Here is a 24,116-nt window from a genome sequence, read left to right as displayed (position 1 = left end):
CTCCGCGCAGGTAGCGTTTGTGCCATGACCGTGGGGGTCCTGTCGGCGCGCGGCATCGACCGCTGCGTGGCGCTGCTGGGTGAGGATCTGACCGCCTACATCGCCGGGGCGGGGTCGGTGACCGAGTTCCAGCGGTGGCGGGGCGACCGGCGGCGCTGGGCCGAGATGGCCGGGCGGCTGCGCGGTGCCGTCGAGGTGGCGGACGCGTTCGCGCGGGCCAACCGGCTCGGGGCGGCGGCCGGATGGTTGCGCGAGGTCGGGGCGGCCGGGATCGCCGGGCGGTCGCCGGCAGGGATGCTGCGCGAGGCCACCGGGGACACGATCAAGCGGGTGCTCGAGGCCGCCGAGCGGTTCACCCGCCGCGGCCGGGGGTAACGCCTCCGGCCCCGGGACGTGTGCGAGAGTCTGTATACGTGGCTGGCCCGCAGCTCCTTCCCCGCACCGACCTCGAGCACGTCGACGCCGGCGGGGTGATCGACCGGCTCCTCGCCGACCTGAGGGGCGGACGGCGGCTGGCCGGCGGCGTCCCCTACCGGCACGTCAACGGCTTCACGAAGATCGTGGCGGCGCGCTACGACGACGGCAGCCGGCTCACCCTGCACTACTGGCCGGCCTCCCGGACCGCCGCGCAGCACGTCTCGCGGCCGCACGACCACCGGTTCCCCTTCAGCTCGATCCTGCTCGGCGGGCGGCAGTACTTCGTCGAGCTGGACGAGGACCCCGCGGGGGAGCCTTGGCAGCGGTTCACGTATCGGCCGTACCTCGGCGGAACGCTCGCCCACATCGCTGCTTGCGGATGGATCGGGCTGACCCAGGTCCGCACCGTCGAGCGGGCGCCCCTGCACGGCCAGTACGTCACGACGTCCGCGATCGTGCACCGGGCGGTCACCGACCGGCGGGAGGCCTGCGCGACCCTCGTCATGCGCGGCCCCCGCGAGAAGGTGCGCTCACAGGTCTACTACCGGCCGGACGAGCCACCGCCCCGGGGCGGCGTGCAGCTCGGCAGGCGGCTGGCGCGCGCCGAGGTCACGCGGCAGTTGCAGGACATCGCGGCGATGATCTCCTGATGCTGTCGCCGCGGTTCGAGGAGGCGCTGGCGTTCGCGGCGCGGCACCACCATCGGCAGGTCCGGCACAACACCGGCACGCCGTACGTGTCGCACCTGCTCGCCACCTGCGCGATCGTGCTCGAGGAGGGCGGCGGCGAGACGGCCGCGATCGGGGCGCTGCTGCACGACGTGCTCGAGGACCAGCCGACCGGGCGCGGGGCGCTGCGGGCCGCGTTCGGCGACGAGGTGTACCGCATCGTGCACGACTGCACCGACGCCGACCACGGCGAGCGGCAGCGGCTGACCTGGCGGGAGCGCAAGCGGGCCCACCTGGGGCGGATGGACTCCGAGGCGGGTGCCGAGTCGCTGCTGGTCATCGCGGCCGACAAGGTGTGCAGCCTGCAGTCCCTCGTGGACGACCTGCACCGGTTCGGGCCCGAACTGTTCGCCAGCAGCGCGCGGAGCGCCGAGGAGCTGCTGTGGAACTACCGGGAGGTGCTCGCCGTGCTGCAGCGCCGGCTCGGGGACCGGCCCGTGCTGCTCCGCCTGCGCAAACTCGTGGCCGAGTATGCCGCGCTTGCCGTCGATCGGGCACGGTGACAAGATCTTCCGGTGCGGCTTGATCTTTCGGCGCTCTCCGGCTTCCGCGGTTCCCTCCTCACCCCCTACGACCCCGGGTACGAGGGGGCGCGCGTCCTGTTCAACACCCGCGTGCGGACCCGCCCGGCGCTGATCGCCCGGTGCGCGGACGCCGGCGACGTGGCGACGGCGATCCGCTACGCCCGCGAGCACGGGCTGCCGCTGTCGGTGCGCGGCGGCGGGCACCACGCCAGCGGCCTGTCCCTTGTGGAGGGTGGGGTCGTGGTCGACGTCGGCGGCCTGCGCGACGTCGTGTTCGATCCGGCCGCCGCCACCGTGACCGTGGGCCCCGGCATCGGCTGGCGCGACGTCGACCAGATCACCTACGCCGGGCACAGCTTCACCGGGCCGGACGGCCTGGAGTACGGCCTGGCCGGCCCCGGCGGCGAGTGCCCGACCGTGAGCAACGCCGGCTACAGCCTCGGCGGCGGGTACGGCCCGCTCGGGCGGACCTTCGGCCTCGGCTGCGACCACATCCTGGCCGCCGAGGTGGTCGACGCCGAGAGCAACGTGCTGCGGGCCAGCGAGACCGAGCACCCGGACCTGTTCTGGGCGCTGCGCGGGGCCGGCGGCGCCGGGTTCGGGGTGGTGACGAGCCTGACGTACCGGCTCAACCCCCTGCCCAAGACGGTCGTGGGCGGCATGATCGCGTGGCCGTACAGCCGGGCCAAGGACGTCCTGCGCGCCTACCGCGACCTCTACGCCAATCGTGCGGACGACCGGCTGGCGCTCTGCCTGCTGCTCACCACCGAGCCGTACCCGGACGGGGAGCCCGTCGTCGGCCTGTACGGCATGTACGTCGGCCCGCCCGCCGAGGCCGAGGCCGCGTTCGCGCCGTTGCAGGCGCTCGGCGAGCCGCTGTTCAGCTCGATCGGCGAGACCGGCTACCTCGACATGATGACGGTCATGGGCGAGGAGATCGTGTACGGCCTGCAGTCGAAATGGCTCGGGGGGTACTTCTCCGAGGACGGCTTCGACGAGGCCGCCTTCGACGTGCTCGTGCAGCGCTTCGCCCAGTCCCCGTCGGGCTTCTCGATGGTCCGCTTCGACCTGCTCGGCGGCGGCGCGATCGCCCGGGTGCCGGCCGACGCGACCGCCTTCGCGCACCGCAGCGCGCTGCACTACGTCTCCATCATCGCGCAGTGGCCCGGCGACGAGGAGACCGACGCCAACGTGACGTGGGTGGACGGCTTCGCCGAGGCCCTGCGCCCGCACCTGACCGGCGAGGTCTACCAGAACTACGCCGACCGCGACCTGGCCGACTGGCCCGCGGCCTACTACGGCGCCAACTACCCGCGGCTGCAGCAGGTCAAGCTCGCCTACGACCCGCAGGACGTCTTCCACACGCCGCAGTCGATCCGGCTGCCCTGACCGGGGTTTGCCCCGGCCCGGCGCACGAAACCTGCCCTGGCAGGGGTTTGCCCCGGCCCGGCGCACGAAATCTGAATAGTTAATTGAAATAGTGGCCGTTGACGCGGCCGCGGGCCAAGAGCAATGCTTTCAGCAGCCGTTCTCACGGCGAATTCCGAGGTCCGGCAGCCGGGCGCGCGGGCCCTGCCTTGCGCGGTTCGGACCGGATGCCGGACCCCGGAACGCCTGCGAACGCGCATTGCAGGATTTGCACTTGGAACGCCGTGCTCCCTCGAGCGGCGGGCCACATCCGTGCACGCCACGGACGACGGGCGGCCCAAGCGGATCGGGCCCGCGGGCCGCCCGCCCGGCGGGGCGAAGAATGCTCGGGCACGGCCGCCGAATTGGCCGGACAAAAGACTGCGGCGAGGCATCGTGGACGACGCCTCGCCGCAGTCTTCGGCACGTTATTCGCGCAGCGATCGGCCGGTCTTGGTGAGGAAGACGTCGTCCAGGGTCGGGCGGTGCAGCTCGATCGTGGTCAGCGAGATGCCCGCGCCCTCCAGGGTCCGCATGATCTGCGGGATCGCGGTGTCCCCGGCGTCGACGGTCAGCCACAGCTCGCCGTCGTCGCGCACCTCCACCGCGCGCGCGAAGGGCTGGTCCTTGAGCAGGTCGGCCGCCTTCTCCGACAGCTCACCCACGCCGACCGTCACCACGTCGCCGGAGATCTCGCGCTTGAGCTCGTCCGGCGTGCCCTCGGCGACGATCTCGCCGTGGTCGATGATGGAGATCCGGTCGCACAGGGCGTCGGCCTCGTCGAGGTAGTGCGTGGTGATGAAGACCGTCATGCCCTCGGTCCGCAGCCGGCGGATCTCGTCCCACATGTGGGCGCGGCTCTGCGGGTCGAGGCCGGTGGTCGGCTCGTCCAGGAACAGCACCTGGGGGCGGTGAATGATGCCGAGCGCGATGTCGAGGCGGCGGCGCTGGCCGCCGGAGTACGTCTTGCACTTACGGTCGGCGAACTCGGTCAGGTCGAAGGCGGCGATCGCCTCCTCGGCCCGCGTGGCGGCATCGGTGCGGCTCATGCCGTACATGCGGGCCTGCAGGATGAGCTCCTCGCGGGCGGTCACGTCGTCGCTGGTGCCGCCGCCCTGGGCCACGAAGCCGATGCTGCGCCGCACCTGGGCCTGCTCGGTGCGCAGGTTGGCCCCGGCGATGGTGGCCTCGCCGTCGTCGGGCGGGATGAGCGTGGCGAGCATCCGCAGCGTGGTGGTCTTGCCGGCGCCGTTGGGCCCGAGGAAGCCGAAGATCTCGCCCTCGGCCACGTCCAGGTCGATGCCCTTGACCGCGTCGACGCTCGTGGTCTGCCGCTTCGCCCGCGTCTTGTAGGACTTCTTGAGCCCCTTGGTCTTGATCATGGTTGTACCCCTTACTTGACCGAGCGCGCGAAGAGGCTGGCCGACCAGGTGACCGCGACGACGACGAGCGCGCCGCAGAAGACGATGCTGCCCCACACGTGCACGTCGCCGGCCTCGCCCACGTAGAGCGCCCGCATGCCGGTGACCGCCCAGTTGAACGGGTTGTAGTCGGCGATGGTGCGCAGCCACAGCGGGGCCAGGGCCAGCGGCAGCAGCGTGCCGGACAGCAGCATCAGCGGCTGGGCCACGTTGTTGATGACCTGGCCGAGCACGTTGGGGTTGTTCACCTTGATGGCGATGCCGTAGGAGATCGCCGCGGCCGCGAGGCTGATGAGCGCGAGGATCGCGTAGCCCAGCAGGATGTTGCCGATGTTGGTGATCAGCCCGAACGGCAGCGACAGGACGGTGATGATGATCGACTGCACGATGACCGTGACGACGTCGCGCAGCGCCCGGCCGAGCAGCAGGGCGACCCGGCTCACCGTGGTGACCCGGGACCGCTCGATGACCCCGTTGGCCAGGTCGCCGAGCAGGCCGAAGCCGACGTACAGGCCGCCGCCGATGGCCAGCGCGACGAGCATGCCGGGGACGTAGACGCGGTAGGCGTCCAGCATCGACGTCTTGCCCATCGACTGCAGGGCCGGCTTGAGCAGCGGGGCGAACAGGAGCAGGTACACCACCGGCTGGGCGATGCCGAGGAACACCCACAACGGGGAGCGGATCATGAGCAGCATGTGGCGCTGGAAGATGAGCCAGGTGTCGCGCAGGACTTTCACGGTGAAATCGCCTCAATCATTGGTGGTGGGCCTCGAGCAGTTGGGCGGCGGCCTCGGCGCCGCCGCCGGCCAGCAGCCGGTCGCCCTCCACACGGGCGGCGGCGGCGAAAGCCGGGGCGTCGAGCACGCGCAGCAGCTCGGCCCGCAGCTCGGCGGGCCGGATGTGGTCGAAGGAGACCCGCACCCCGGCGCCGGCGGAGCGGACCGCCTCCGCGTTGAGCGCCTGATCGCCCTTGATCGGCGCGACGACGAGCGGCACGCCGTGCACCAGCGCCTCCGAGACCGTGTTCAGCCCGCCGTGCGAGACGACCGCGTGCAGGTGCGGCATCAGGTCGAGCACGGGGGCGCGGCGGCGCACCAGCACGTGCGGGCCCGGCTCGGCGGCCAGCGTGCGGTCGGGCGCGATCACGACGGCCTGCAGCGCGTCGCCGAGCGGCGCGAGGGCCTCGTCGACGCGCTGGTAGAAGTCCTTGGCGATGTCCATGGACAGCGTGCCCATGGTGACGAGCACGTGCTTGCGGGCCGGGTCGAGCCAGTCGAACGGGAAGTCGGCGTCGGGCGTGCGGGAGGCCAGCGACGGTCCGACGAGGTGCACGTTGCCCGGCAGGTCATCCGGGGCGCCGGCCAGCGCGCCGGCGGTGAAGGCGATCACCCCGTGCGGCGCGAAGCGCAGGTCGTGCGGCGGCTCGCCGGGGCGCCCGGCGGCCGTCCAGGCGGCGGCCATCTGCCCCTGGATCCACGCCTCGACCCGCGGCAGGCCGCGGCGGAACGGGCGGGTGAGCTCCATCGTGGTCGGCGCGACCGAGACCCAGTGCAGGCCGTGCGCGTGCGCGGCGATCGCGCCGGCGATGGCGTGCTGGTCCACGACCATGACGTCGGGGGCGAACTCGGCGATCGCCCCCTCGATGCCCTTCCGGGTGGTCCGGGCGTGCGGGACGATGTAGCCCTCCCACCGGGACCGGGTCGCGTCGAGGCCGCGCTCGGCCTGGCCGCGGTGGGCCCGCAGCGGGATCTGGTGGATGCGCGCCTGCTCGCCGACGAGCGGCCGCAGGAACGACTCCGAGCCGGCCCACAGCACCTCGTGCCCCCGCCGCAGCATGGCGTCGGCGAGGGCCGCCATCGGGTGGACGTGCCCGAACAGCGGCAGGGAGACGAACAGGAACCTGCTCATGCGCCACCGCCGGAAGCGTCCACATAGGAGGCGACGTCCGCGACACTCAGCGTCAGCAGCGCCTCCAGTTCCAGGCCGGCGACGTACCCGGCGAAGTCGACCCCGGGCCCGAACACCTCGGTGAGCCGCCCGGCGAGGGCGGCCACCTCGATGCTGTCCAGGAACAGGTCGCCGTCGAGCCGGGTCGCGGGGCCGATACCGGCCAGCCACTCGGCGTCCTCGCCGGTCACTTCGCGAAGAAGCTCGGCAACGGCGTGCTCGGTGGTCGACGGCGTGCTCACGGGGGTCAGTCCTCGGTCGGTAACGCCGCGGCCTTGACCGCGCGGACCGCGCCGTAGGTCACCGCGCCGGTGCTGAAGCCCTTGAGCATCAGCGGGCCGGCGTAGAAGAAGCCGAGCACGTCGACGCCGCGGTCGCGGGCCAGGTCGCGCATCATGGCGCGGCCGTTGTCCAGCTCCCGCACCTGGGCGAAGTCCGGCTCCCACGAGTTGGCCACGTTGGCCGACCAGTCCACACTGGACACTTCGGCGAAGCCGGCCGCCAGCGCCAGCCGCTCGTGCTCCTCCAGCGAGGAGAAGCTCGGCATCACCTGGTGGCGCAGGATCTGGTCGACGACGCGGTGCTCCTCGGCGGACAGCTCGCCGTCGCGCACCGACCAGGTGGCGATGGCCAGCACGCCGCCGGGGCGCAGCAGCCGCATCGCCTCGGCGAAGAACGCGGGCCGGTCGGCGATGTGCATAAGGCTCTCGACGGCCCACAGCGCGTCGAAGGACGCGTCGGGGAAGCCGTTGTCGAGGGCGTCGCGCTGGTGGAAGCGCGCCCGCTCGGCGAGGCCGGCCTCGGCCGCCTTCTCGTTGGCCCGGGCGGCCTGGGCCGCGCTGAGCGTCACGCCCTCGACCTCGCAGCCCAGCGGGCCGGCCAGGTAGAGCGCGGGGCCGCCGATGCCGCAGCCCACGTCGAGGACCCGGGCGCCGGACGGGATGCCGCCGAAGGTGACCAGCTCGCGGACCAGCCGATCGGTGGCGGCGCGCCGCTCGGCGTCGTTGCCGGGGCGCTCCCCCACGTCCCAGAACCCGTGGTGGACGTGCTCGCCCCAGAGGTCCTCGTAGAGGTCAAGGGTGGTGTCGTAATAGCGTTCGACGGCCGCGTTGAGCCCCGGACCGGCAGGTGCCGACGGGTATGCGGAACCGGTATCGGCTTTCACAGTCGCAAATCTCCGAAACGGCAGAACCAGGGGAATGGGTACGCAACCGCAATAGGCGGTGCGAGCCCGGTCATTGTATGGACGCCGTGACGAGCCTTGTCAATGACCTGGGGAAGTTCCGGAACCGACGGTACAGGGCCGACCCGGATACCTGCGCAGTCCATATATTCGCGAGACCACACTTAACGGGCGTTCGTCATTCCCCTTGCTGGCGGTACCGGCGACCTCGACCACAACCGTCCGCAGCTGTCACGAATGTCCGAGTTTGCCGGCGCCACGAGTGGCCCGGACCCGACCTGACCTGAGCCTTTACCTGAATGTTGACCGTATCGAGCCAAAGGATTTTTCCCGGGAGGTGGTGTGACAGAACGGACATCCCGTCACATGCTCAGGCTGCCCACTCTTGTAAAACGACCTCGATTGCGTAAGGTCTATGCCTAGTCGAGGTGCCTATTCCCTGCCTATGCAGCAGCTGGGCGCTTGCGTTCGGACAACGTCGACCGTTGCGGGTGCTTGCATGCCCTCGATCTCTTCGCAGTGTGTCCATCTCGGGGGTTGTACACGCTGACCGGTGGCCAGAGCTGGCCGACCGGCCGGTGCGTACGACCCTGCGCGCGGTTCGCCCCCAGCGAGCCCTGGCGCGCCGGCCGCCTCCCGGCGGAAACGGCGCCCCCGGCCCGCCGGCGAGCCGCGCCCGGTTAGGAAAGGGAATGTTCCGGTGACCGAAGCCCTCGACCCGGGCTGGGTCGACGAGGTGCTGCTGGCGGACGCCGCCGGCCGCCCCGGCGACGCCCCGGCGCTCGTCTTCGATGCCCCGGTGACCCGCGCGGAGCTGCGCCGCCTGGTCGAGCAGAAGCAGGCCGTCCTGGCCGCGGCCGGAATCGGCCGCAACGGCCCGGGCGACGCCGTCGCGCTCTGCCTGGCCCCCTCCCTGGCCTTCGTGACCAACCTGCTGGCCTGCTGGCGCCTGGGCGCCCGGGCCGCGCTGCTGGACCACCGCCTCACCCCGTTCGAGGTCGACGCCGCCCTGCAGCGGCTGGCCCCGCAGGCCGTCGTGTCGGCCAAGCACTCCAGCGGTGGCCCGCTGCGCGGCTTCCAGGACGTGCAGGAGCAGGTCGCCACCTACCCGGGCCGGCCGGCCGACACCGCCCACGCGCTGGTCCAGCTCAGCTCCGGCTCGACCGGCCCGTCGAAGGTCATCGCGCGCAGCGCCGCCAACCTCGTCGAGGAGCTGCACCGGTACACCGCGATCGGCCCCGGCGTGCCGCAGCCGGGCGAACGGATCGTCTGCCTCGCCTCCATGGTCCACGTGCTCGGCCTCGTCGGCGGCCTCCTCTACGGGCTGCACGCCGGCGCCCAGGTCGTGCTGCCGGCCCGGATGACCGCCGACGGGATCCTCGCCGCCGTGGCCGCCGGCCCCGAGCCGACCACCCTGCTGGGCGTGCCCTTCCACATCGAGCTGCTCTCCTCCGGGCCCCGGCCGCCGCGGCTGCCGCAGCTGACCGGGATGACCACCGGCGGCGAGCTCGTCCGGGCCGCCGTCCATGGGACCTTCACGGACCGCTTCGGTGTCCGGCTCGGCAACATGTACGGCATGACCGAGGTCGGGGTCATCGCGACCGACCTCTTCGGCGAGCACCGCCCCGCCCTGACCCCGGCGCCCGGCCTGCGGGTGCGCGAGGAGCACGGCGAGCTGCTGGTGTCGCTGCCGGAGTCGCCGTACCTCGGCCTGGTCGACCCGAACCGCTGGGCCGACGGCTGGCTGCACACCCGCGACGCCGGCGCCGTCGACCCCGACACGGGCCGGTTCCGGGTGCTGGGCCGCAACGACTCCCAGGTCTCCGTCGGCGGGCTGAAGGTCGACCTCACCGAGGTCGAGCACACGCTCGCGGCGCTGCCCGGGGTGGCGTCCGCCGTCGTCACGCACGACAAGGCGATCGAGGCCTACGTGATGCTGCGCGAGGACACCACGGCGGACCAGGTGCGGGCGCTGCTCGCCGAGCGGCTCGCCCCGTTCAAGCGCCCCCGCGTGCTGCACGTCGTCGAGCAGCTGCCCCGAACGGCCACCGGCAAGCTCGTCCGCGACCGCACCCTGCTGGTCGCGGCCGCCGTCAAGGAAGGGAACACCCAGCAATGAGCGACGAGACCGCAGGCGAGATCCGCCAGTTCTTACTGGACTCGCTGACCGAGATGAACTACAGCACCGACGACGTCGACGACGACACCGCGCTCGGGCCGGCCGGCGCCGACCTCGAGTCGCTGTCGCTGGCCGAGCTGGCGGTCCGGGTCGAGGACCGCTTCGGGGTGCGCTTCGACGACGACGAGGCCGAGAAGCTCGCGGGCATGACGGTCGGCGAGTTCATCGCGGCCGTCGCCGAGCGCCTGGCCACCGCGGCCACCGCGGGCAGCTGAGCGTGGCCGCTGCACCGGGCCGCGCCGAGGTCGTCGCCATGCTGGCCACCTACGGGGACCGGCAGCCCGAGGACGTCGGCGAGGGGATCGACTCGCTAGAGCTGGCCTGGCTCGTCCACCAGCTCGAGCAGCACTACGGCACGGTCCTGGACCTGTCGGACGAAGAGCTCGCCCGGATGTCCACGGTGGACGGTGCCGTGGAGGTCCTGGCCGGGCTCGAGGTCGAGACGGGCGCCCGGTGAGGTTGTGATGAGCAGGGGTACCGCGGACGTGCTGATCACCGGCGTAGCCGTGCTCAGCGCGTTCGGCCGGGGCATGGGCGCGCTCGCCGCCGGGCTGGATGCCGGCCGGCCGGCGTTCGCGCCCGTCCGGCGCTTCGACGTCACCGGCCGGCGGGTCGGCGTCGCCGCCACCATGGACGGCGACCCGGACCTGCCCGCGGAGCTCGCCGCGCTGACCGCCGAGGCGTGCGACGAGGCCAAGCTGAGCACGGCCGAGCGGGCCGGCGCGCCGCTGTTCCTGGCGGTGCACGGCGCCCCGCGGCTGGCCCGCGCGGCCCCGGCCCAGCGGCCCGGCCACGGCGGCACCGCGTTCGCCGCCGCCCTGTCCGGCGCGACCGGGCTCGGCCCGTCCCGCGCGTACACGTCGGCGTGCGTCGCGGCCAGCACCGCGATCGCCGACGCGGCCGGGCTCATCGCCCGCGGCGAGGCGGACCGGATCGTGGTGGCCGGCGGGTACCTCGTCGAGGCCGACCAGTACGCCCTCTTCGACGCCGGGCGCGCGCTGTCCACCGACGGCGCGGTCCGGCCGTTCAGCGCCGGGCGGCGCGGGCTGCTGCTCGGCGACGGCGCCGGCGCGGTGGTCCTGGAGTCCGCCGAGGCGGCCCGCGAGCGCGCCGTGCCGCCCCTGGCCCGGCTGGCCGGCTGGGGCCGGGCCGGCGACGGCTACCACCCCTGCCAGCCGGACCCGCGGGGCCGCGGGCTGGCCCGGGCGATCGGCGCCGCGCTGGACCGGGCCGGGATCGGGCCGGAGGAGCTCGGCTACATCAACGCGCACGGCTCGGGCACCGAGCAGAGCGACGTCGCCGAGGCGGCCGCCCTGCACGCGGCGCTGGGCCCGCACGCGGCCACGGTCCCGGTGTCGTCGACCAAGTCGCTGCACGGCCAGGCCCTGGAGGCCTCCGGCGTGCTGGAGCTGGCGGTGACGCTGCACGCGCTGCGCGGCGGGCGGCCGCCGGTCAACGCCGGCTTCGCCGCCCCCGACGAGCGGTGCCCGCTCAACCTCGTGCTGGGTGCGGCCGCGCCGGTCTCCCCCGGCTACGCCCTGAGCCTCAACGCCGCCTTCGGCGGTGCCAACACCGCGCTGTTACTGGGCGCAGAAGCATGAGCGGTCCGCAGCACAGCAGTTGTCGCTCAGGCCACCGGCGCAGCGATGTGGAGCGATTGGCATGAGCGGCTTAGCGACGCTTGCATCAGCGGCAGGCTTGCAGGTGCAGGCGGCCGCCCGCTGGCCCGGGCCCGAGGACACCGATCCCCCGCGTCTGGCCGGGTTCATCCACTCCGGCTTCAACCCGATCATCGCGGCCGTCGCCGGGCGCTGTCTCGCGGACCTGCCGGAGAGCGCTCCCACCGCCGAGACCGCCCTCGTCCTCGTCAGCGACCTCGGCGACGTCGAGAGCGCCGCCCACGTGGCCGCGGCCGTGGACGCCGGCGCCCGGGTCGGGCCCCTGTTCTTCTTCCAGTCGGTGCCCAACGCCGTGCTCGGCCACATCGCGGCCAAGCACGGGCTGACGGGGCCGGTGAGCTGCGTGTGCGACGCCGGCTCCGGCGTCGACACGGCCCGCGGCCTGCTGGCCGACGGCGACGCCCACCGGGTGCTGATCATCGAGATCGACCCCGACGACACCGCGGCCGCGGTGCTCGTCGGCCACGAACCCAGGCACGGAGGCGCAGCATGAACGCACACGCGGCGGTGACCGGGATCGGCCTCGTCACCCCGGTCGGCGTCACCGGGAGCGAGGTCTTCGACGCGATGTGCGAGGGCCGGTCCGGGCTCAGCGCCCCGCCGCCGGACCACGCGCTGGCCGGCTCGGTCGACGTGGCCGCGTTCGGCCCGCCCATCGACCCGCTGTCGGTGCTGCCCGGCCCGGACGCGCGCCTGGTCGACCGCTACATCGTCATGGCGCTCAAGGCGGCCGACGCGGCGCTGGCCCAGGCCGGCATCGAGGCCGGGAAGAACGTCGACCCCTACCGGGTGGCGGTCATCGTGTCCGGCACCGGCGGCCTGGCCACCCTCGACGCGCAGGCGGTGCAGCGCGACAAGCGCGGCCGCGCCGGGGTCAGCCCCTACCTGCTGCCGGGCATGCTGCCCAACATGGGCGCGGCCCGGGTCGCGATGCGCCACGGCCTGCAGGGGTACAGCTCGTCCATCGGCACGGCCTGCGCGGCCGGCGCCCAATCCATCGGCGAGGGCCTGCGGCTGCTGCGGGCCGGGGAGGCCGACGTCGTCGTCTGCGGGTGCAGCGAGGCGCCGCTGTTCCCCACCCTGGCCGACACGTTCGGCAACGCCCGCGCGCTGGCCCGCGGGTGGGCCGACCCGACCGAGGCGAGCCGCCCGTTCGACCGGCGCCGCAACGGCCTGGTGCTCGGCGAGGGCGCCGGGGTGTTCGTGCTGGAGCGGCCCGAGCACGCCGCCGCCCGCGGCGCCGCGAGCCACGCCGACCTGCTCGGCTGGGGCGCCACCAACGACGCGCACCACCCGACGACGCCGCGCCCCGACGGCACGGCGGCCGCCGAGTGCATGCGCCGGGCCGTGGCCGACGCCGGCCTCGACCCGGCCGACATCGGCTACGTCAACGCGCACGGGACCTCCACCAAGCTCGGCGACGTCGCCGAGTCGCTGGCCATCCGGGCCGTGTTCGGCCCGGCCGGCCCGCCGGTCAGCTCCACCAAGGGCGTCACCGGGCACATGCTCGGCGCGTCCGGGGTGGCTGAGGCGGCGGTGACGGTGGAGGCGCTGCGCCGGGGGCTGCTGCCGCCGACGCACAACCTGGACGAGCCCGACCCGGCCTGCGAGCTGGACCACCTGCGCGAAGCCCGTCCCGCGCCGGTGGCCTACGCGCTGTCGAACTCCTTCGGCTTCGGCGGCCACAACGTGAGCCTCGTCTTCGGTCCTCCCGGGTCGGGCGGCTGACCACCCGTACCAGACAGGAAGCAGGCACCATGCAGATCCTCGACACCGACCACATCGAGATGTTCGTCGGCGATGCGCGCGCCGCGGCCGAGCAGCTGTGCGCGTCGTACGGCTTCCACGTCTACGGGCAGGGCGGCCCGGAGACAGGCCTGGCCGGCCAGCGCAGCGTGCTGCTGGGCCAGCGCGACATCCGGATCCTGCTCACGTCGGGCCTCAGCAGCGGGCATCGGGCGAGCCGGTACGTGGCCAAGCACGGCGACGGCGTGGCCGTCGTCGCGTTCGGCTGCGCCGACACCGAGGCGGCCTTCGCGGCCACGGTCGAGGGCGGGGCCACCCCGATCGAGCCGCCCCGGCGGCTCGAGTCCGGCGACTCGTCGGTGGTGGTGGCCGAGGTGTCGGGCTTCGGCGACGTGACGCACCGGCTCGTGCAGCGGGCGCCCGGGGGCGGCGCGTTCCTGCCGGGCCTGCTCGACACGTCGATGGCCCCGGACGGGCCGTCCGACGACGACCTGCTGCACACCATCGACCACGCGGCGGTGTGCCTGCCGGCCGGCGAGCTCGAGGCGACCGTGGCCTTCTACCGGCAGGCGTTCGGGTTCGACATGATCTTCGAGGAGTACATCGAGGTCGGCGAGCAGGGCATGCACTCGCAGGTGGTGCAGAGCCCCTCCGGCGGCGTGACCTTCACGCTCATCCAGCCCGACATCAGCCGCCGGGCCGGCCAGATCGACGACTTCCTGGCCTGGCACGAGGGCGCCGGCGTGCAGCACATGGCCTTCAGCACGCACGACATCGTGGCCGCGGTGCGGACGCTCGGCGCGCGGGGAGTCGAGTTCGCCCAGACCCCGTCGAGCTACTACGACATGCTCGGCGCGCGTCTCGGCGAGGTCGACGTCCCCGTCGAGGACCTCCGGCCGATCGGCATCCTCGTCGACCGCGACCACTGGGGCCAGATGTACCAGATCTTCGCGAAGTCGACGCACATCCGGCGGACCTACTTCAGCGAGCTCATCGACCGCCACGGCGCGCGGACGTTCGGCACGAGCAACATCCCCGCGCTGTACGCGGCGAAGGAGCGAGAGCTGGCGGCGGTGCGCAACACCACGTTTTCGGAAGGAACCGCACTGTGACCACTTCGGTGACTCAGGACTTCGCGCTCTCGGAGGACGAGCTGGCGCTGCTGCCCACCGACGAGGAGGTGGAGGCGTACGCGCGCAACGGGTGGTACCTCACCCGGAAGCTCTTCACCGACGACGAGGTCGACGCGCTCATCGCGGCCAGCGAGCGGTTCTACGCGGGCGAGCGCTCGCGGACGCTCCCCGGCCGCCCGCCCCGGCTGGCCTACTGGCAGCCCGAGCACGGCCCCGTGCAGCGGCACAACGACTACGTCCACTACGAGCACGACGACATCGCCCGGATCCTGCGCAAGCCGATCGTCGGCGCGGTCGCGGCCCGGCTGGCCCAGGCGGACGAGATCCGCATCTTCCAGTCGACGCTCATCTACAAGCCGCCGATCGCCGGGGAGCCGTCCAACCTCGTGCCGTGGCACTTCGACCGGCACTACTGGCAGACGTGCACCTCCGACGAGATGCTCACCGCGTTCATCCCCTTCCACGACTGCGGGGTGGACATGGGCACCATCACCATGGTCGAGGGCAGCCACCGCTGGAAGGAGATCGGCGCCGACGACACCACCACCCGCCACTTCGCCGACCGTGACCGCGACGACCTGGAGCGCATGCTCGAGGACAACGCGGCCCACAACCAGGCCGAGGTGCGCAAGGTCCCGATGCTCATCCCCAAGGGGCACATGAGCTTCCACCACTGCCGCACGTACCACGGCAGCGGGGCGAACGTGAGCGCCGACCCCCGCCGGGCCATCTCGTTCCACCTGCAGCCGGGCGCCAACGAGTACCGCCGGTTCCAGCTGTCCACCGGCGACACCGTGGCCTACAACCACGACGTGCTGGTCCGCCGGACCGCGGACGGCCGGCCGGACTACGCCGACCCCGAGTTCTGCCCCGTGCTGTGGCGCAACGCGTAGGCATCTCGCGCTAACCGTCTGACTCTGGTTCGCTGAAGGAGTTCGTGTGAGCGACGCCGCCGGGCTGCGGGACCTACCGGCCGATACGGCAGGCCGCCTGTATCGCACCGTCCGCCTCATCAGGCGCTTCGAGGAACGGGCCATCGAGCTCGTCCGCGACGGCACGATCGTGGGCGGCATCCACCCGTACCTCGGACAGGAGGCCATCGCGGCCGGCACCTGCGCCGCGCTGCGGCCCGGCGACGTCATCACCAGCACCCACCGCGGCCACGGCCACGTGCTGGCCAAGGGCGCCGACCCGGCCCGGACCATGGCCGAACTGGCCGGCCGGGCCACCGGGCTCAACCGGGGCCGGGGCGGCTCCATGCACGCCGCCGACTTCTCGATCGGCATCCTCGGGGCCAACGCGATCGTGGGCGCCGCGGTGCCCATCGCCACCGGGGCCGCCTGGGCCGCCCGCCGGGCCGGCCGGGACCAGGTCTTCGTCACCTACTTCGGCGACGGGGCGGTCAGCCAGGGCGTGGTGCTGGAGACGTTCAACCTGGCCGCGCTGTGGCGGCTGCCGGTCGTGTTCGTGTGCGAGAACAACGGCTTCGCCACCACCACCCGCTTCGCCGAGGCGCAGGCCGGCACGGTCACGGGCCGGGCCGCCGCCTTCGGCATTCCGGCGTCCACCGTGGACGCCACAGATCCACAGGTCGTACTGGAGGCAGCCCGCGAAGCGGTCGAGCGCGCCCGGTCCGGTGGCGGGCCGACGCTGATCGAGTGCCTGGCCTACCGCTTCGACGCGCACCACACCTGGGAGCACGCGGCCCGGCCGCGTTACCGCACCGACGAGGAGGTGGCCGCGGGCATGGCCCGGGACCCGGTGGAGATGCAGGGCGCGCGGCTCGCGCCGCAGGAGCGGGCGGACATCGACGCGCAGATCGAGTCGCTGCTGGAGCTGGCGGTGCGCTTCGCCCGCGAGAGCCCGCACCCCGACCCGGCCGACGCGCTGGAGCACCTCTACGCCGACGGGCTGCGCGTGCGGGCGGGGGCGTGAGATGACGATCCTGTCGTACCTCAAGGCGCTCAACCGGGCGATCGCCGCCGAGATGGAGCGCGACCCCGCGGTGTGCGTGTTCGGCGAGGACGTGCGCGTCGCCGTGAGCAACGTGACCACCGGCCTGCACAAGAAGTTCGGACCCGAACGGGTCATCGACATGCCGATCTCCGAGCAGGCGTTCACCAGCTTCGCCACCGGCGCGGCGCTGGCCGGGCAGCGGCCGCTGATCGAGTTCCAGATCCCGGCGCTGCTGTTCCTGGCCTTCGAGCAGATCGCCAACCAGGCCCACAAGTTCTCGCTGATGACCGGCGGCCAGGCCCACGTGCCGGTCACGTACCTGCTGCCCAGCTCCGGCTCGCGCGGCGGGTGGGCCGGGCAGCACTCCGACCACCCGTACAGCCTCTTCGCCCACGTCGGCATCAAGACCGTGGTGCCGGCCACCCCGGCCGACGCCTACGGCCTGCTCGCCTCGGCGATCCGCGACGACGACCCGGTGGTGGTCTTCGCCCCGGCCGGCGCGATCGGGGTGCGGGCCGACGTCGACCTGGCCGCCCTGGCCCCGATCCCGCTCGGCGTCGGGCGGGTGCACCGGCCGGGCGAGGACGTGACCGTGGTCGCCGTCGGCCACCTGGTGCACGACGCCCTGGCGGTGGCCGAGGAGCTCGCCGGCACCGTGTCGGTGGAGGTCTTCGACCCGCGGACGCTGCACCCCTTCGACTGGGCGGGGCTGGCCGCCTCCCTGGAGCGCACCGGGCGGCTGGTCGTGGTCGACGACTCCAACCGCTCCTGCGGGATGGCGGGCGAGATCCTGGCCTCCGCGGCGGAAGGCATGCGCCTCATCGCGCCGCCGCGGCGGGTGACCCGCCCGGACGGCGCCGTGCTGCCGTTCGCCCGCGAGCTCGACCTCGCCGTGCAACCCAGCCGGGCCCAGCTCCGGGCCGCCATCGAAGACGTCGCCAAGCTCGCGCACACCTGACCCTCCCGAGGAGACCTCCATGGCGTCCACGAACATCCGCGCGGCGCTGGCCGCCGACCCGACCGTCGGCGCCGGCAACGTGCTGCACAAGCTCATCGAGCACGGCGCGCCGCTGGACGGGCCCGGCATGGCGTTCGACACGCCGGTGGACGGCTTCCCCGCGTGGCAGGGGCTGACCCTCGGCGAGCTGTACACCCGGGCCGCCGCGCGGGCCGCCTGGCTGCACGCGGCCGGCATCCGCCGCCGCGACCCGGTCGCCATCTACGTGACCAACGCGGCCGACTGCTTCCTGAACTGGATGGGCCTGACCTGGCTCGGCGCCATCCCGGCGCTGATGAACCCGAACATCCCCGGCGAGATCGCGGCCGAGTACATCCGCAAGCTGCGCGGGGTGGCGCTGCTCGCCGACGCCGAGCACCGCGAGCGGCTGGACGGCCAGGACCTCGCCGGCATCGCCGTGCACGACGTGGCCGAGACCGGCACCGGCGACCCGGCGTCCGCCCCGGTCGCCTTCCGGCACCACCCGGACGACCCGATCGCCATCACCCACTCCTCCGGCACCACCCGGATGCCGACCGCGGTCGTACACTCGCACGCGAGCCTCTTCCACGCCACCCGCCGCATCCGCCTCAGCGGCCCGCGCGCCCAGGGCACCGAGCGCATCCTCAGCGCGCTGCCGGCGCCGCACGCGGCCGGCATCATGACCATCAACCACGCCCTGAGCAACCGCTCCGAGCTGCTGTTCATGTCCCGGCAGAACGACGGCGCGGCAGTGCTCGAGGCGATCGAGCGGTGGAAGCCGACCGGCGTGTTCGGCTTCGCGGTCACCTGGGCCGAGCTGGCCCGCTTCGACCTCGACGCGCACGAGCTCGACTCGGTCTCGCTGTGGTTCAACACCGGCGACTGCGCGCACGAGCCGCACATCCGGCACCTGGTCAACGCGGGCAGCCGGATGGTCGTCACCCGCGAGGGCGTGCGCCGGGTCAAGGGCTCCAGCTTCGTCGACGGGCTCGGCTCGACCGAGATGGGCCACTCCGCCTTCCACATCACGCACCGCAGCGACACCGAGCGCTACGGCCGCTGCGTCGGCGTGCCGCACGTCTTCGCCGACGTGGCGCTGCTCGACACCGAGACCGGCCAGGAGGTGCCGGTCGGCGCGGTCGGCCACTTCGGCCTCAAGTCCCCGACCCTGGCCCCCGGCTACTGGAACGACCACGTCAACACCTACCGCAACCGGCTCGCCGGCTACTACCTGACCGGCGACCTCATGTACCGCGACGAGGAGGGCTACTACTACCACGTCGACCGCGCGGTGGACTCCGTCGACCTCGGCGGCGGCGAGTGGCTCTACACCGCCATGTCGGAGGAGCGCATCCTGCGGGCCGTGCCCGACGTGCGCGACTGTACGGTCGTCTCGGTGCGCACGGCCGGCGGCGGCATCGTCACCGACGTGCTGCTGTCCCTGCACGCCGGGGCCGACCCGTCGGTGGACCACACCGAGGAGGTGCGGGCCGCGCTCACCCCGGCCGCCGGGGCGACGCTGCGGCGCGTGGTGGTCTTCCCCGACGACGACATCGTGCTCGGCCCGACCGGCAAGGTGCGCAAGTTCCTCATGCGCCAGCGCCACCTCGCCGAGATGGCGAATGCCTAGCGTCTCCTCGCCGCCCGTCCTGCCCCGCCCGGCCCTTCGGATCCCGGTGCGGTTCGCCGGGCCGGGGGCGGGGCTCGGCGAGCTCACCTGGGGCCAGCGCGAGATCTGGCTGACGATGCTGCGGCAGCGCTCCTGGCTGCCCATCGGCGGCTGGAACCGGCTGGCCCCCGGCACCACCGTGGCCGGCGTGGCCGCCGAGCTGCGCTGGATCATGGCCCGCTACCAGCCGATGCGGACCCGGCTGCGGTTCACCGCCGGCGGGCGCCCGCTGCAGTGCGTGGCCGACCGCGGCACCGTCGGCCTGGACGTCTACGACTGCCCGGACGACGCCGACCCGGAGGCGTTCGTGGTCGCGCTCGACGCCCGGGACCGGGCCCGCCCGTACGACTTCGTCGAGGAGTGGCCGGTGCGCATGGCGGTGGTCCGCCACCGCGGCGCGCCCACGCACCGCTCCACGGTGCTGACCCACCTGGTGACCGACGGTCTCGGCGGGCGCATCTTCCTGTCCGAGGTGGCCCGGCACCAGGCCGGGGACGCCGCCGGGCCGGTGGCCGGGATGCCGCCCCTCGAGCTGGCCGAGTGGCAGGGCGGGGCGGCCGGGCAGCGGCAGAACGCGTCCGCGCTGCGGCACTGGGAGCGGACCCTGCGGCGCCTGCCGGCGGCCCGGCCGGTGTCCGATGTGGACGGTCCGCGGTACTACCGCGGCGAGCTCGTCTCCTCGGCGCTGCCGGCCGCGCTGCACGTGCTGTCGGAGAAGACCGACGCCGACTCCTCGCAGGTGCTCATGGCGCTGCTGGCGGTCGCGGCCACCGAGCACGGCGGGCCCGCGGTGCTGCGGCCGATGGTGAGCAACCGGTTCCGGCGCGGGCTGGAGACCGTGGTGGCCATGGTCGCCCAGCGCGGGATCTGCGTGGCCGACGTCGGCGGGCCGCTGCCCTTCGCCGAGGCGCTGCGGCGGGTCGGGGCGGCCGCGATGGCCGCCTACAAGTACGCCTACGTGGATCCCGACGCGACCGCGGCGCTCGCCGCCGGGCTGGGCGTCGACGCCGAGGCCGGGCTCTGGTACAACGACCGGCGCGTGGCCACCCGGCAGGGCTTCGCCGGCGAGGTGCCCGGGCCGGACGAGCTGCGGGCCGCGCCGCCCGGGCGGTTCCGGTGGACCGTGGCCCAGGACGACCCCTTCGATCCGCTCAGCGTGGACGTGGACGACGCGGCGGGCGGCGCGTTCCTGCTGACCGTGTTCACCGACGCGGGGCGGCTGGCCCCGGCCGGCGCCGAGGCGCTGGTGCGCAGGGCGGAAGCAATCGCCGTACAAGCGGCGCTCGGGCTCTTGGAAGGTGGGCAGCGATGACCGTGCTGGCCGGGATCGGGACCTACGTGCCCGCCGGACGGGTGCCGATCGAGGCGCTCGCCGACGAGTTCGAGCTCACCCCGATGCAGGTACGGGTGTTCCGGCGGTATCACAAGCTGGGCGAGGCGGCCCGGGGCGAGGAGACCCTCACCGGGCTGCTCGGGCTGGCGCTCGACGACCTGGCGCTGAGCGACGGGCAGAAGGAGCGCGTGCGGTACGTGCTGTACGCGCGCACGTTCCCGAACGTGGTGCCGTACCCGCACAACCCGCTGCACGAGGCGGTCGCGGCGGCCGGGCTCGGGCACGCGCAGGCGTTCTCGGTCGGGCAGCAGGCGTGCGCGTCCGGGCTGCTCGCCGTCGACCTCGCCGGGCGGCTGGTGGCCGCGGACGGCGACGGTGCCCTCGCGATCGTCCTGGCCGGGGAGAAGGCGTTCACCTCCGAGGCCCGGATGGTGGCGGAGACGACGATGTTCGGCGAGGGCGCGTCGGCGTGCCTGGTCGCCGCGTCCGGCGAGCGCGACCGGCTGCTGTCCTTCGTGGCCCGGCTGCGCGGCGAGTTCGACGGCGGTCACGAGGAGGTGGCCGCGGAGTTCCAGCGCATCTACCACGACGCGCTGGGCGAGGCGGTCACCGCCGCGGTCGCCAAGGCCGGGGTGGCGCTGGAGGACATCGCGGTGATCCTGCCGCACAACGTCAACACGGTGGCCTGGCAGCGCACCTGCAAGCGGATCGGCTACCCGCTGGAGCGGGTGCTGCTCGACCACGTCGCCGCCCACGGCCACGTGTTCTGCGCCGACGCGTTCATCAACCACCGCACCGCGTCCGAGCGCGGGCTGCTGCGGCCCGGGGACCGTTACGTCATCGCCGCGGCCGGGGCCGGGCGGGGCGCCACGTTCTCCGCCATGGTCTTCGAGCACTGACTTCTGGAGGAACCACCGTGTCCGACACCGTCACCGTCGACCCCGCGTTGCGCGAGCACGTCGTGGAGACGATCTGCGCCCTGCTGCCCCGCGTGCTGAAGCGGGAGGTGCCCGACGCGTCCGAGAGCACCACGCTGATGGACGACCTGGGGATGAGCTCGACCACCGGCCTGGAGCTGGTGCTGGAGCTGGAGGACCGGCTGGAGCGCGAGATCAGCGTCGAGGATCTGGGCCGCGACGACTTCGAGACGGTCGGGACGCTGGCCAGCTACGTCGCCGGCAACCTGCTCGACGAGGAGGACTAGCGTGCCCTGGGGCCTGCGCGGCGCCGTCGCCCGGCGGTTCCCGCACCCGGCGGACCGCTCGGCCGACGCCACGCACACGGCGCTGCTGACCAAGTACCTGACCGACATGCTCGCCCCGTACGGCCTGGTCCTCGGCCCGCACCCGGAGGCCGGCCAGTCCTACGGCGAGATGACGGTGCCGCTGCTGCCGGACGAGCCGGTGGACGCGCTCATCCTCGCGTACGACATCCCGGACATCGAGCCCGGGCGGGCCACGGCGACGTACCTCAGCCACGCCTGCCCCGGCACGCCGATGTCCTTCGCCGTCACCGACCAGGGCCGGGCCGGGGCGCACACCGCGCTGCGACTGCTGCACGACTACGCCAGCGCCGGCACGTACCGGCGGGCGCTGCTGCTCGTCGCCGAGCAGTCCGGGCTGCCGTACGACCCGGGCGTGCCGGTCGAGGTGCCGGCCGCGCACTGCGCCGTGGCCGTCCACCTGGGATCGTCCGCGCTGCAGGCCGCGGTGCCCAGGATCGTGCCGGGCGTGGCACTCGCCGACGTGGAGGGGCTGCTCGGCGACCTCACGGGGGCCACCGTGATCCTCGGCGGGTCGCTGGCGCACATCGACGTGAAGGCGGACACGGTGATGCTGGCAGACCCGGCGCAGCCGATGACCGGCGTCTGGGAGGCGCTCGCGTCGGTGGACGGGCCCGTGGTGCTGGTCGACTACGACCCTGCGCTGCGGTACCTCTGCGTCAGCGCATTCGGATGACGTGCAACGGCTCCGGGCCGGCCAGCGCGATCGCGGCCCGGTAGCCGTCCGGCGCCTCGACGTCGGCCACCGCGTAGGCGACTCCATCGTGGACGACCGCCGGGGGCGGGTCGCCGGCCACCGGGAGCGCCAGGCCACGCATGAGGCGGTCGCCGGCCGCCTTCAGCACGGCCTCCTTGCGGGCCCACAGCCGGGCGAACTCGGCCGGGCCGCCCGCCGCCACCAACGCCGCCTCCGCCGGCGGGAAGAAGCGGCGGGCCAGCGCGTCGACGGCCGGGGCGGGGCCGAGATCCTGCAGGTCCACGCCGACCGGGCGGGTCTCGGTCACGGCGATGAGCGCGTGCTCCCCCGCGTGGGAGAGGTTCACCTGCAACCCCGCAACACCGGGCTTGCCGTTCGGTCCGATGGTCCAGCTGTGTCGGCCGGCTCTCTGGTGGACGATGCGATTCAGGGCCGCGTGGGCCGCCGCGAACCGCCGGCGGTCGTCCGGATCCCTGAGCGCATCGCGGCGCTTGCGGTCGCGCTCGTTCAACAGGTGCTCGTCGTGGGATTCTAGGAGATCGACCAGCCAGAGGTCGACCGTGGTCATCGCAGGAGCAGGCCGGCCAGGCGGCGCACGCCCTCGTCGATCCGCTCCGGTTCCAGCGCGCTGCAGGACAACCGGATCGCGTGGGTGCCGCCGCCGCCCACGTAGAAGAAGCGCATCGGGGTCCACAGCACGCCGTGCTCGCGGGCGGACACCTCCAGCAGTTCCTCGGTGGCGTCGACGGGGACGTCGACCACGACGAAGAAGCCGCCGCTGGGGCTGTTCCAGCGCACGGGGGTGCCGGTGAAGTGCCGCCGCAGCGCCTCCAGCAGGGTGCGCAGGTTGTGCCGGTAGAAGGCGATCTTCGCCTGGTTGGCGGTGCGCAGGCTGAAGCCGGAGTCGATGAGCATGCCGCCGACCACGGCCTGGGACAGCGCCGAGGTGTTCACGGTCAGCATGCTCTTGATCGTGGACAGCTCGTCGGCCAGCAGGGTGTGCCGGCCGGCCGCGTCGACCACCGGCTGGTCGGCGACGAGGTAGCCGACGCGGGCGCCGGGGAAGTACGACTTGGCGAACGAGCCGAGGTAGATGACCCGCTGGTCGGCGTCGAGGGACTTGAGCGTCGGGCGGGGCTCGTCGTCGAGGCCGAACAGCCCGTACGGGTCGTCCTCGAGGATGAGCAGGTCCTCGTCGGCCGCGGCGGCGAGCAGGGCCCGGCGCCGGGCGACCGGCAGCGAGACGCCGGAGGGGTTGGCGAAGTTCGGCACGAGGTACAGCGCGCGGGGCCGCTTGCCGCGGGCCCTCGTCGCCGCGGCCACCTCGCGGACCGTCTCCGGGCGCAGGCCGTCGTGCGACTCGGGCACGCCGACGACCTCGACGTTGAGGATGCGCGCGGCGCCGGTCAGCCCGACGTAACAGGGCTCGGCGGCCAGCACGACGTCGTCCGGGCCGGCGCACAGGCCGCGCAGCGCGATGACCATCGCCTCCTGGCAGCCGGTCGTCACCATGACCGCGGCCGCCGGCACCTGGATGTTCTCGTCGACGTCGAGCATCCGGGCGATGAGGTCGCCGATCTGGCCGTTGGTGCGGCCGTACTGGGTGAGCAGCTGCCGGGTCTGGGCCGGGGGCAGGCCGCGCTCGCGCAGGTGGGTGAGATACGCCTGGGTGTGCTTCTCGACGTCGCTGACCGAGTGGAACTCGTCGAACGGGCGGCCGGCGGCCAGCGAGATCGCGGCCGGGAACCGCCCGGCGATCTCGTTGAGGAAGTTCATCGAGGCCGCCACCGGGTCGATGACCGACGCGTGCAGCTCCTCGCGCGACAGCGCCACCAT

Annotated in this window: 26 protein-coding genes; 19 read left to right on the top strand and 7 right to left on the bottom strand. The window is 73.4% G+C overall.

Annotated elements, in window-relative coordinates; all coding sequences use genetic code 11:
* Positions 1 to 24 precede the first annotated feature (24 nt).
* The 4 genes from AB0M46_RS07795 to AB0M46_RS07780 are packed head-to-tail and all read left to right on the top strand — an operon-like array spanning position 25 to position 3,058.
* Positions 25 to 375 (top strand): hypothetical protein, encoded by a 351-nt coding sequence (locus AB0M46_RS07795; RefSeq protein WP_363333581.1) that lies wholly within the window; start codon positions 25 to 27, stop codon positions 373 to 375.
* Positions 376 to 413: 38 nt separating this feature from the next.
* On the top strand, positions 414 to 1,067 hold the full coding sequence (locus AB0M46_RS07790; RefSeq protein ID WP_363333579.1) for a hypothetical protein: 654 nt from the start codon (positions 414 to 416) through the stop codon (positions 1,065 to 1,067).
* Complete coding sequence (locus AB0M46_RS07785) at positions 1,067 to 1,648, top strand: HD domain-containing protein (protein WP_363333577.1); 582 nt, start codon at positions 1,067 to 1,069, stop codon at positions 1,646 to 1,648. The genes AB0M46_RS07790 and AB0M46_RS07785 overlap by 1 nt, the downstream gene beginning before the upstream one ends.
* Positions 1,649 to 1,660: 12 nt before the next feature.
* Positions 1,661 to 3,058 (top strand): FAD-binding oxidoreductase, encoded by a 1,398-nt coding sequence (locus tag AB0M46_RS07780; RefSeq protein WP_363333575.1) that lies wholly within the window; start codon positions 1,661 to 1,663, stop codon positions 3,056 to 3,058.
* Positions 3,059 to 3,504: 446 nt separating this feature from the next.
* Here AB0M46_RS07780 and AB0M46_RS07775 read toward each other — a convergent pair whose 3' ends face one another.
* The 5 genes from AB0M46_RS07775 to AB0M46_RS07755 are packed head-to-tail and all read right to left on the bottom strand — an operon-like array spanning position 3,505 to position 7,609.
* Positions 3,505 to 4,458 (bottom strand): ATP-binding cassette domain-containing protein, encoded by a 954-nt coding sequence (locus AB0M46_RS07775; RefSeq protein WP_363333573.1) that lies wholly within the window; start codon positions 4,456 to 4,458, stop codon positions 3,505 to 3,507.
* Positions 4,459 to 4,469: 11 nt separating this feature from the next.
* Positions 4,470 to 5,234, bottom strand: a complete 765-nt coding sequence (locus AB0M46_RS07770; RefSeq protein WP_363333572.1) for an ABC transporter permease — start codon at positions 5,232 to 5,234, stop codon at positions 4,470 to 4,472.
* A 16-nt stretch (positions 5,235 to 5,250) separates the two neighbouring features.
* Entirely contained in the window at positions 5,251 to 6,405 is a 1,155-nt protein-coding gene (locus AB0M46_RS07765; protein WP_363333570.1) for a nucleotide disphospho-sugar-binding domain-containing protein, read from the bottom strand.
* Positions 6,402 to 6,686, bottom strand: coding sequence for an acyl carrier protein (locus tag AB0M46_RS07760; RefSeq protein WP_363333568.1), 285 nt, complete (start codon positions 6,684 to 6,686; stop codon positions 6,402 to 6,404). The genes AB0M46_RS07765 and AB0M46_RS07760 overlap by 4 nt, the downstream gene beginning before the upstream one ends.
* A 5-nt stretch (positions 6,687 to 6,691) precedes the next feature.
* Entirely contained in the window at positions 6,692 to 7,609 is a 918-nt protein-coding gene (locus AB0M46_RS07755; protein WP_363333566.1) for a methyltransferase domain-containing protein, read from the bottom strand.
* Between the two features lie 754 nt (positions 7,610 to 8,363).
* Here AB0M46_RS07755 and AB0M46_RS07750 point away from each other — a divergent pair.
* The 15 genes from AB0M46_RS07750 (at position 8,364) to AB0M46_RS07680 (ending at position 22,259) form a co-directional block, all read left to right on the top strand.
* Positions 8,364 to 9,746, top strand: coding sequence for an AMP-binding protein (locus tag AB0M46_RS07750; protein ID WP_363333761.1), 1,383 nt, complete (start codon positions 8,364 to 8,366; stop codon positions 9,744 to 9,746).
* Positions 9,743 to 10,021 carry a phosphopantetheine-binding protein gene (locus tag AB0M46_RS07745; protein WP_363333564.1) on the top strand — a complete coding sequence of 93 codons (279 nt, stop codon included), beginning with the start codon at positions 9,743 to 9,745 and terminating at the stop codon, positions 10,019 to 10,021. Before AB0M46_RS07750 ends, AB0M46_RS07745 begins: the two co-directional genes overlap by 4 nt.
* Positions 10,022 to 10,059: 38 nt before the next feature.
* A complete protein-coding gene (locus tag AB0M46_RS07740) occupies positions 10,060 to 10,263 on the top strand; it encodes a hypothetical protein (RefSeq protein WP_363333759.1) in 204 nt (67 codons plus the stop codon).
* A gap of 7 nt (positions 10,264 to 10,270) precedes the next feature.
* On the top strand, positions 10,271 to 11,407 hold the full coding sequence (locus AB0M46_RS07735; RefSeq protein WP_363333562.1) for a beta-ketoacyl synthase N-terminal-like domain-containing protein: 1,137 nt from the start codon (positions 10,271 to 10,273) through the stop codon (positions 11,405 to 11,407).
* A gap of 61 nt (positions 11,408 to 11,468) precedes the next feature.
* On the top strand, positions 11,469 to 11,978 hold the full coding sequence (locus tag AB0M46_RS07730) for a hypothetical protein (protein ID WP_363333560.1): 510 nt from the start codon (positions 11,469 to 11,471) through the stop codon (positions 11,976 to 11,978).
* On the top strand, positions 11,975 to 13,213 hold the full coding sequence (locus tag AB0M46_RS07725) for a beta-ketoacyl-[acyl-carrier-protein] synthase family protein (RefSeq protein ID WP_363333559.1): 1,239 nt from the start codon (positions 11,975 to 11,977) through the stop codon (positions 13,211 to 13,213). The genes AB0M46_RS07730 and AB0M46_RS07725 overlap by 4 nt, the downstream gene beginning before the upstream one ends.
* Positions 13,214 to 13,242: 29 nt before the next feature.
* Positions 13,243 to 14,343 (top strand): 4-hydroxyphenylpyruvate dioxygenase, encoded by a 1,101-nt coding sequence (gene hppD, locus AB0M46_RS07720; RefSeq protein ID WP_363333557.1) that lies wholly within the window; start codon positions 13,243 to 13,245, stop codon positions 14,341 to 14,343.
* Positions 14,340 to 15,257 carry a phytanoyl-CoA dioxygenase family protein gene (locus AB0M46_RS07715; protein WP_363333555.1) on the top strand — a complete coding sequence of 306 codons (918 nt, stop codon included), beginning with the start codon at positions 14,340 to 14,342 and terminating at the stop codon, positions 15,255 to 15,257. The genes hppD and AB0M46_RS07715 overlap by 4 nt, the downstream gene beginning before the upstream one ends.
* Before the next feature lie 46 nt (positions 15,258 to 15,303).
* Entirely contained in the window at positions 15,304 to 16,299 is a 996-nt protein-coding gene (locus AB0M46_RS07710; protein WP_363333553.1) for a thiamine pyrophosphate-dependent dehydrogenase E1 component subunit alpha, read from the top strand.
* Between the two features lies 1 nt (position 16,300).
* A complete protein-coding gene (locus tag AB0M46_RS07705; protein ID WP_363333551.1) occupies positions 16,301 to 17,278 on the top strand; it encodes a transketolase C-terminal domain-containing protein in 978 nt (325 codons plus the stop codon).
* A gap of 19 nt (positions 17,279 to 17,297) precedes the next feature.
* Positions 17,298 to 18,929: a class I adenylate-forming enzyme family protein gene (locus tag AB0M46_RS07700; RefSeq protein ID WP_363333549.1), complete on the top strand. Its 1,632-nt coding sequence runs from the start codon at positions 17,298 to 17,300 to the stop codon at positions 18,927 to 18,929.
* The gene (locus tag AB0M46_RS07695; protein ID WP_363333548.1) at positions 18,922 to 20,280 is read left to right on the top strand and encodes a condensation domain-containing protein; all 1,359 of its coding nucleotides are present in this window, start codon (positions 18,922 to 18,924) and stop codon (positions 20,278 to 20,280) included. Before AB0M46_RS07700 ends, AB0M46_RS07695 begins: the two co-directional genes overlap by 8 nt.
* Positions 20,277 to 21,200 carry a 3-oxoacyl-[acyl-carrier-protein] synthase III C-terminal domain-containing protein gene (locus AB0M46_RS07690; protein WP_363333546.1) on the top strand — a complete coding sequence of 308 codons (924 nt, stop codon included), beginning with the start codon at positions 20,277 to 20,279 and terminating at the stop codon, positions 21,198 to 21,200. The genes AB0M46_RS07695 and AB0M46_RS07690 overlap by 4 nt, the downstream gene beginning before the upstream one ends.
* Positions 21,201 to 21,217: 17 nt before the next feature.
* A complete protein-coding gene (locus AB0M46_RS07685) occupies positions 21,218 to 21,505 on the top strand; it encodes a phosphopantetheine-binding protein (RefSeq protein ID WP_363333545.1) in 288 nt (95 codons plus the stop codon).
* A 1-nt stretch (position 21,506) separates the two neighbouring features.
* Positions 21,507 to 22,259, top strand: a complete 753-nt coding sequence (locus AB0M46_RS07680) for a 2-hydroxy-acid oxidase (RefSeq protein WP_363333543.1) — start codon at positions 21,507 to 21,509, stop codon at positions 22,257 to 22,259.
* On the opposite strand, the gene AB0M46_RS07675 is transcribed toward AB0M46_RS07680, so the two are convergent.
* Both AB0M46_RS07675 and AB0M46_RS07670 read right to left on the bottom strand, forming a co-directional pair.
* A complete protein-coding gene (locus tag AB0M46_RS07675; protein ID WP_363333541.1) occupies positions 22,243 to 22,848 on the bottom strand; it encodes a 4'-phosphopantetheinyl transferase superfamily protein in 606 nt (201 codons plus the stop codon). The genes AB0M46_RS07680 and AB0M46_RS07675 overlap by 17 nt on opposite strands.
* Complete coding sequence (locus AB0M46_RS07670; protein ID WP_363333539.1) at positions 22,845 to 24,116, bottom strand: PLP-dependent aminotransferase family protein; 1,272 nt, start codon at positions 24,114 to 24,116, stop codon at positions 22,845 to 22,847. Before AB0M46_RS07670 ends, AB0M46_RS07675 begins: the two co-directional genes overlap by 4 nt.

This window comes from Dactylosporangium sp. NPDC051485 (genome assembly GCF_040682015.1).
Taxonomy (GTDB): Bacteria; Actinomycetota; Actinomycetes; order Mycobacteriales; family Micromonosporaceae; genus Dactylosporangium.
Note: the sequence above shows the minus strand (reverse complement) of the source record. Positions and strands in the feature narration are given on the sequence as shown.

Bases quoted from the DNA above. Each gene is read 5' to 3' on its own strand.
- AB0M46_RS07675 (WP_363333541.1), bottom strand. From the start codon at position 22,848: ATGACCACGGTCGACCTCTGGCTGGTCGATCTCCTAGAATCCCACGAC.
- AB0M46_RS07690 (WP_363333546.1), top strand. From the start codon at position 20,277: ATGACCGTGCTGGCCGGGATCGGGACCTACGTGCCCGCCGGACGGGTG.
- AB0M46_RS07740 (WP_363333759.1), top strand. From the start codon at position 10,060: ATGCTGGCCACCTACGGGGACCGGCAGCCCGAGGACGTCGGCGAGGGG.
- AB0M46_RS07670 (WP_363333539.1), bottom strand. From the start codon at position 24,116: ATGGTGGCGCTGTCGCGCGAGGAGCTGCACGCGTCGGTCATCGACCCG.
- AB0M46_RS07775 (WP_363333573.1), bottom strand. From the start codon at position 4,458: ATGATCAAGACCAAGGGGCTCAAGAAGTCCTACAAGACGCGGGCGAAG.
- AB0M46_RS07795 (WP_363333581.1), top strand. From the start codon at position 25: ATGACCGTGGGGGTCCTGTCGGCGCGCGGCATCGACCGCTGCGTGGCG.
- AB0M46_RS07730 (WP_363333560.1), top strand. From the start codon at position 11,469: ATGAGCGGCTTAGCGACGCTTGCATCAGCGGCAGGCTTGCAGGTGCAG.
- AB0M46_RS07765 (WP_363333570.1), bottom strand. From the start codon at position 6,405: ATGAGCAGGTTCCTGTTCGTCTCCCTGCCGCTGTTCGGGCACGTCCAC.
- AB0M46_RS07735 (WP_363333562.1), top strand. From the start codon at position 10,271: ATGAGCAGGGGTACCGCGGACGTGCTGATCACCGGCGTAGCCGTGCTC.
- AB0M46_RS07785 (WP_363333577.1), top strand. From the start codon at position 1,067: ATGCTGTCGCCGCGGTTCGAGGAGGCGCTGGCGTTCGCGGCGCGGCAC.
- AB0M46_RS07700 (WP_363333549.1), top strand. From the start codon at position 17,298: ATGGCGTCCACGAACATCCGCGCGGCGCTGGCCGCCGACCCGACCGTC.
- AB0M46_RS07745 (WP_363333564.1), top strand. From the start codon at position 9,743: ATGAGCGACGAGACCGCAGGCGAGATCCGCCAGTTCTTACTGGACTCG.
- AB0M46_RS07695 (WP_363333548.1), top strand. From the start codon at position 18,922: ATGCCTAGCGTCTCCTCGCCGCCCGTCCTGCCCCGCCCGGCCCTTCGG.
- AB0M46_RS07705 (WP_363333551.1), top strand. From the start codon at position 16,301: ATGACGATCCTGTCGTACCTCAAGGCGCTCAACCGGGCGATCGCCGCC.
- AB0M46_RS07725 (WP_363333559.1), top strand. From the start codon at position 11,975: ATGAACGCACACGCGGCGGTGACCGGGATCGGCCTCGTCACCCCGGTC.
- hppD (WP_363333557.1), top strand. From the start codon at position 13,243: ATGCAGATCCTCGACACCGACCACATCGAGATGTTCGTCGGCGATGCG.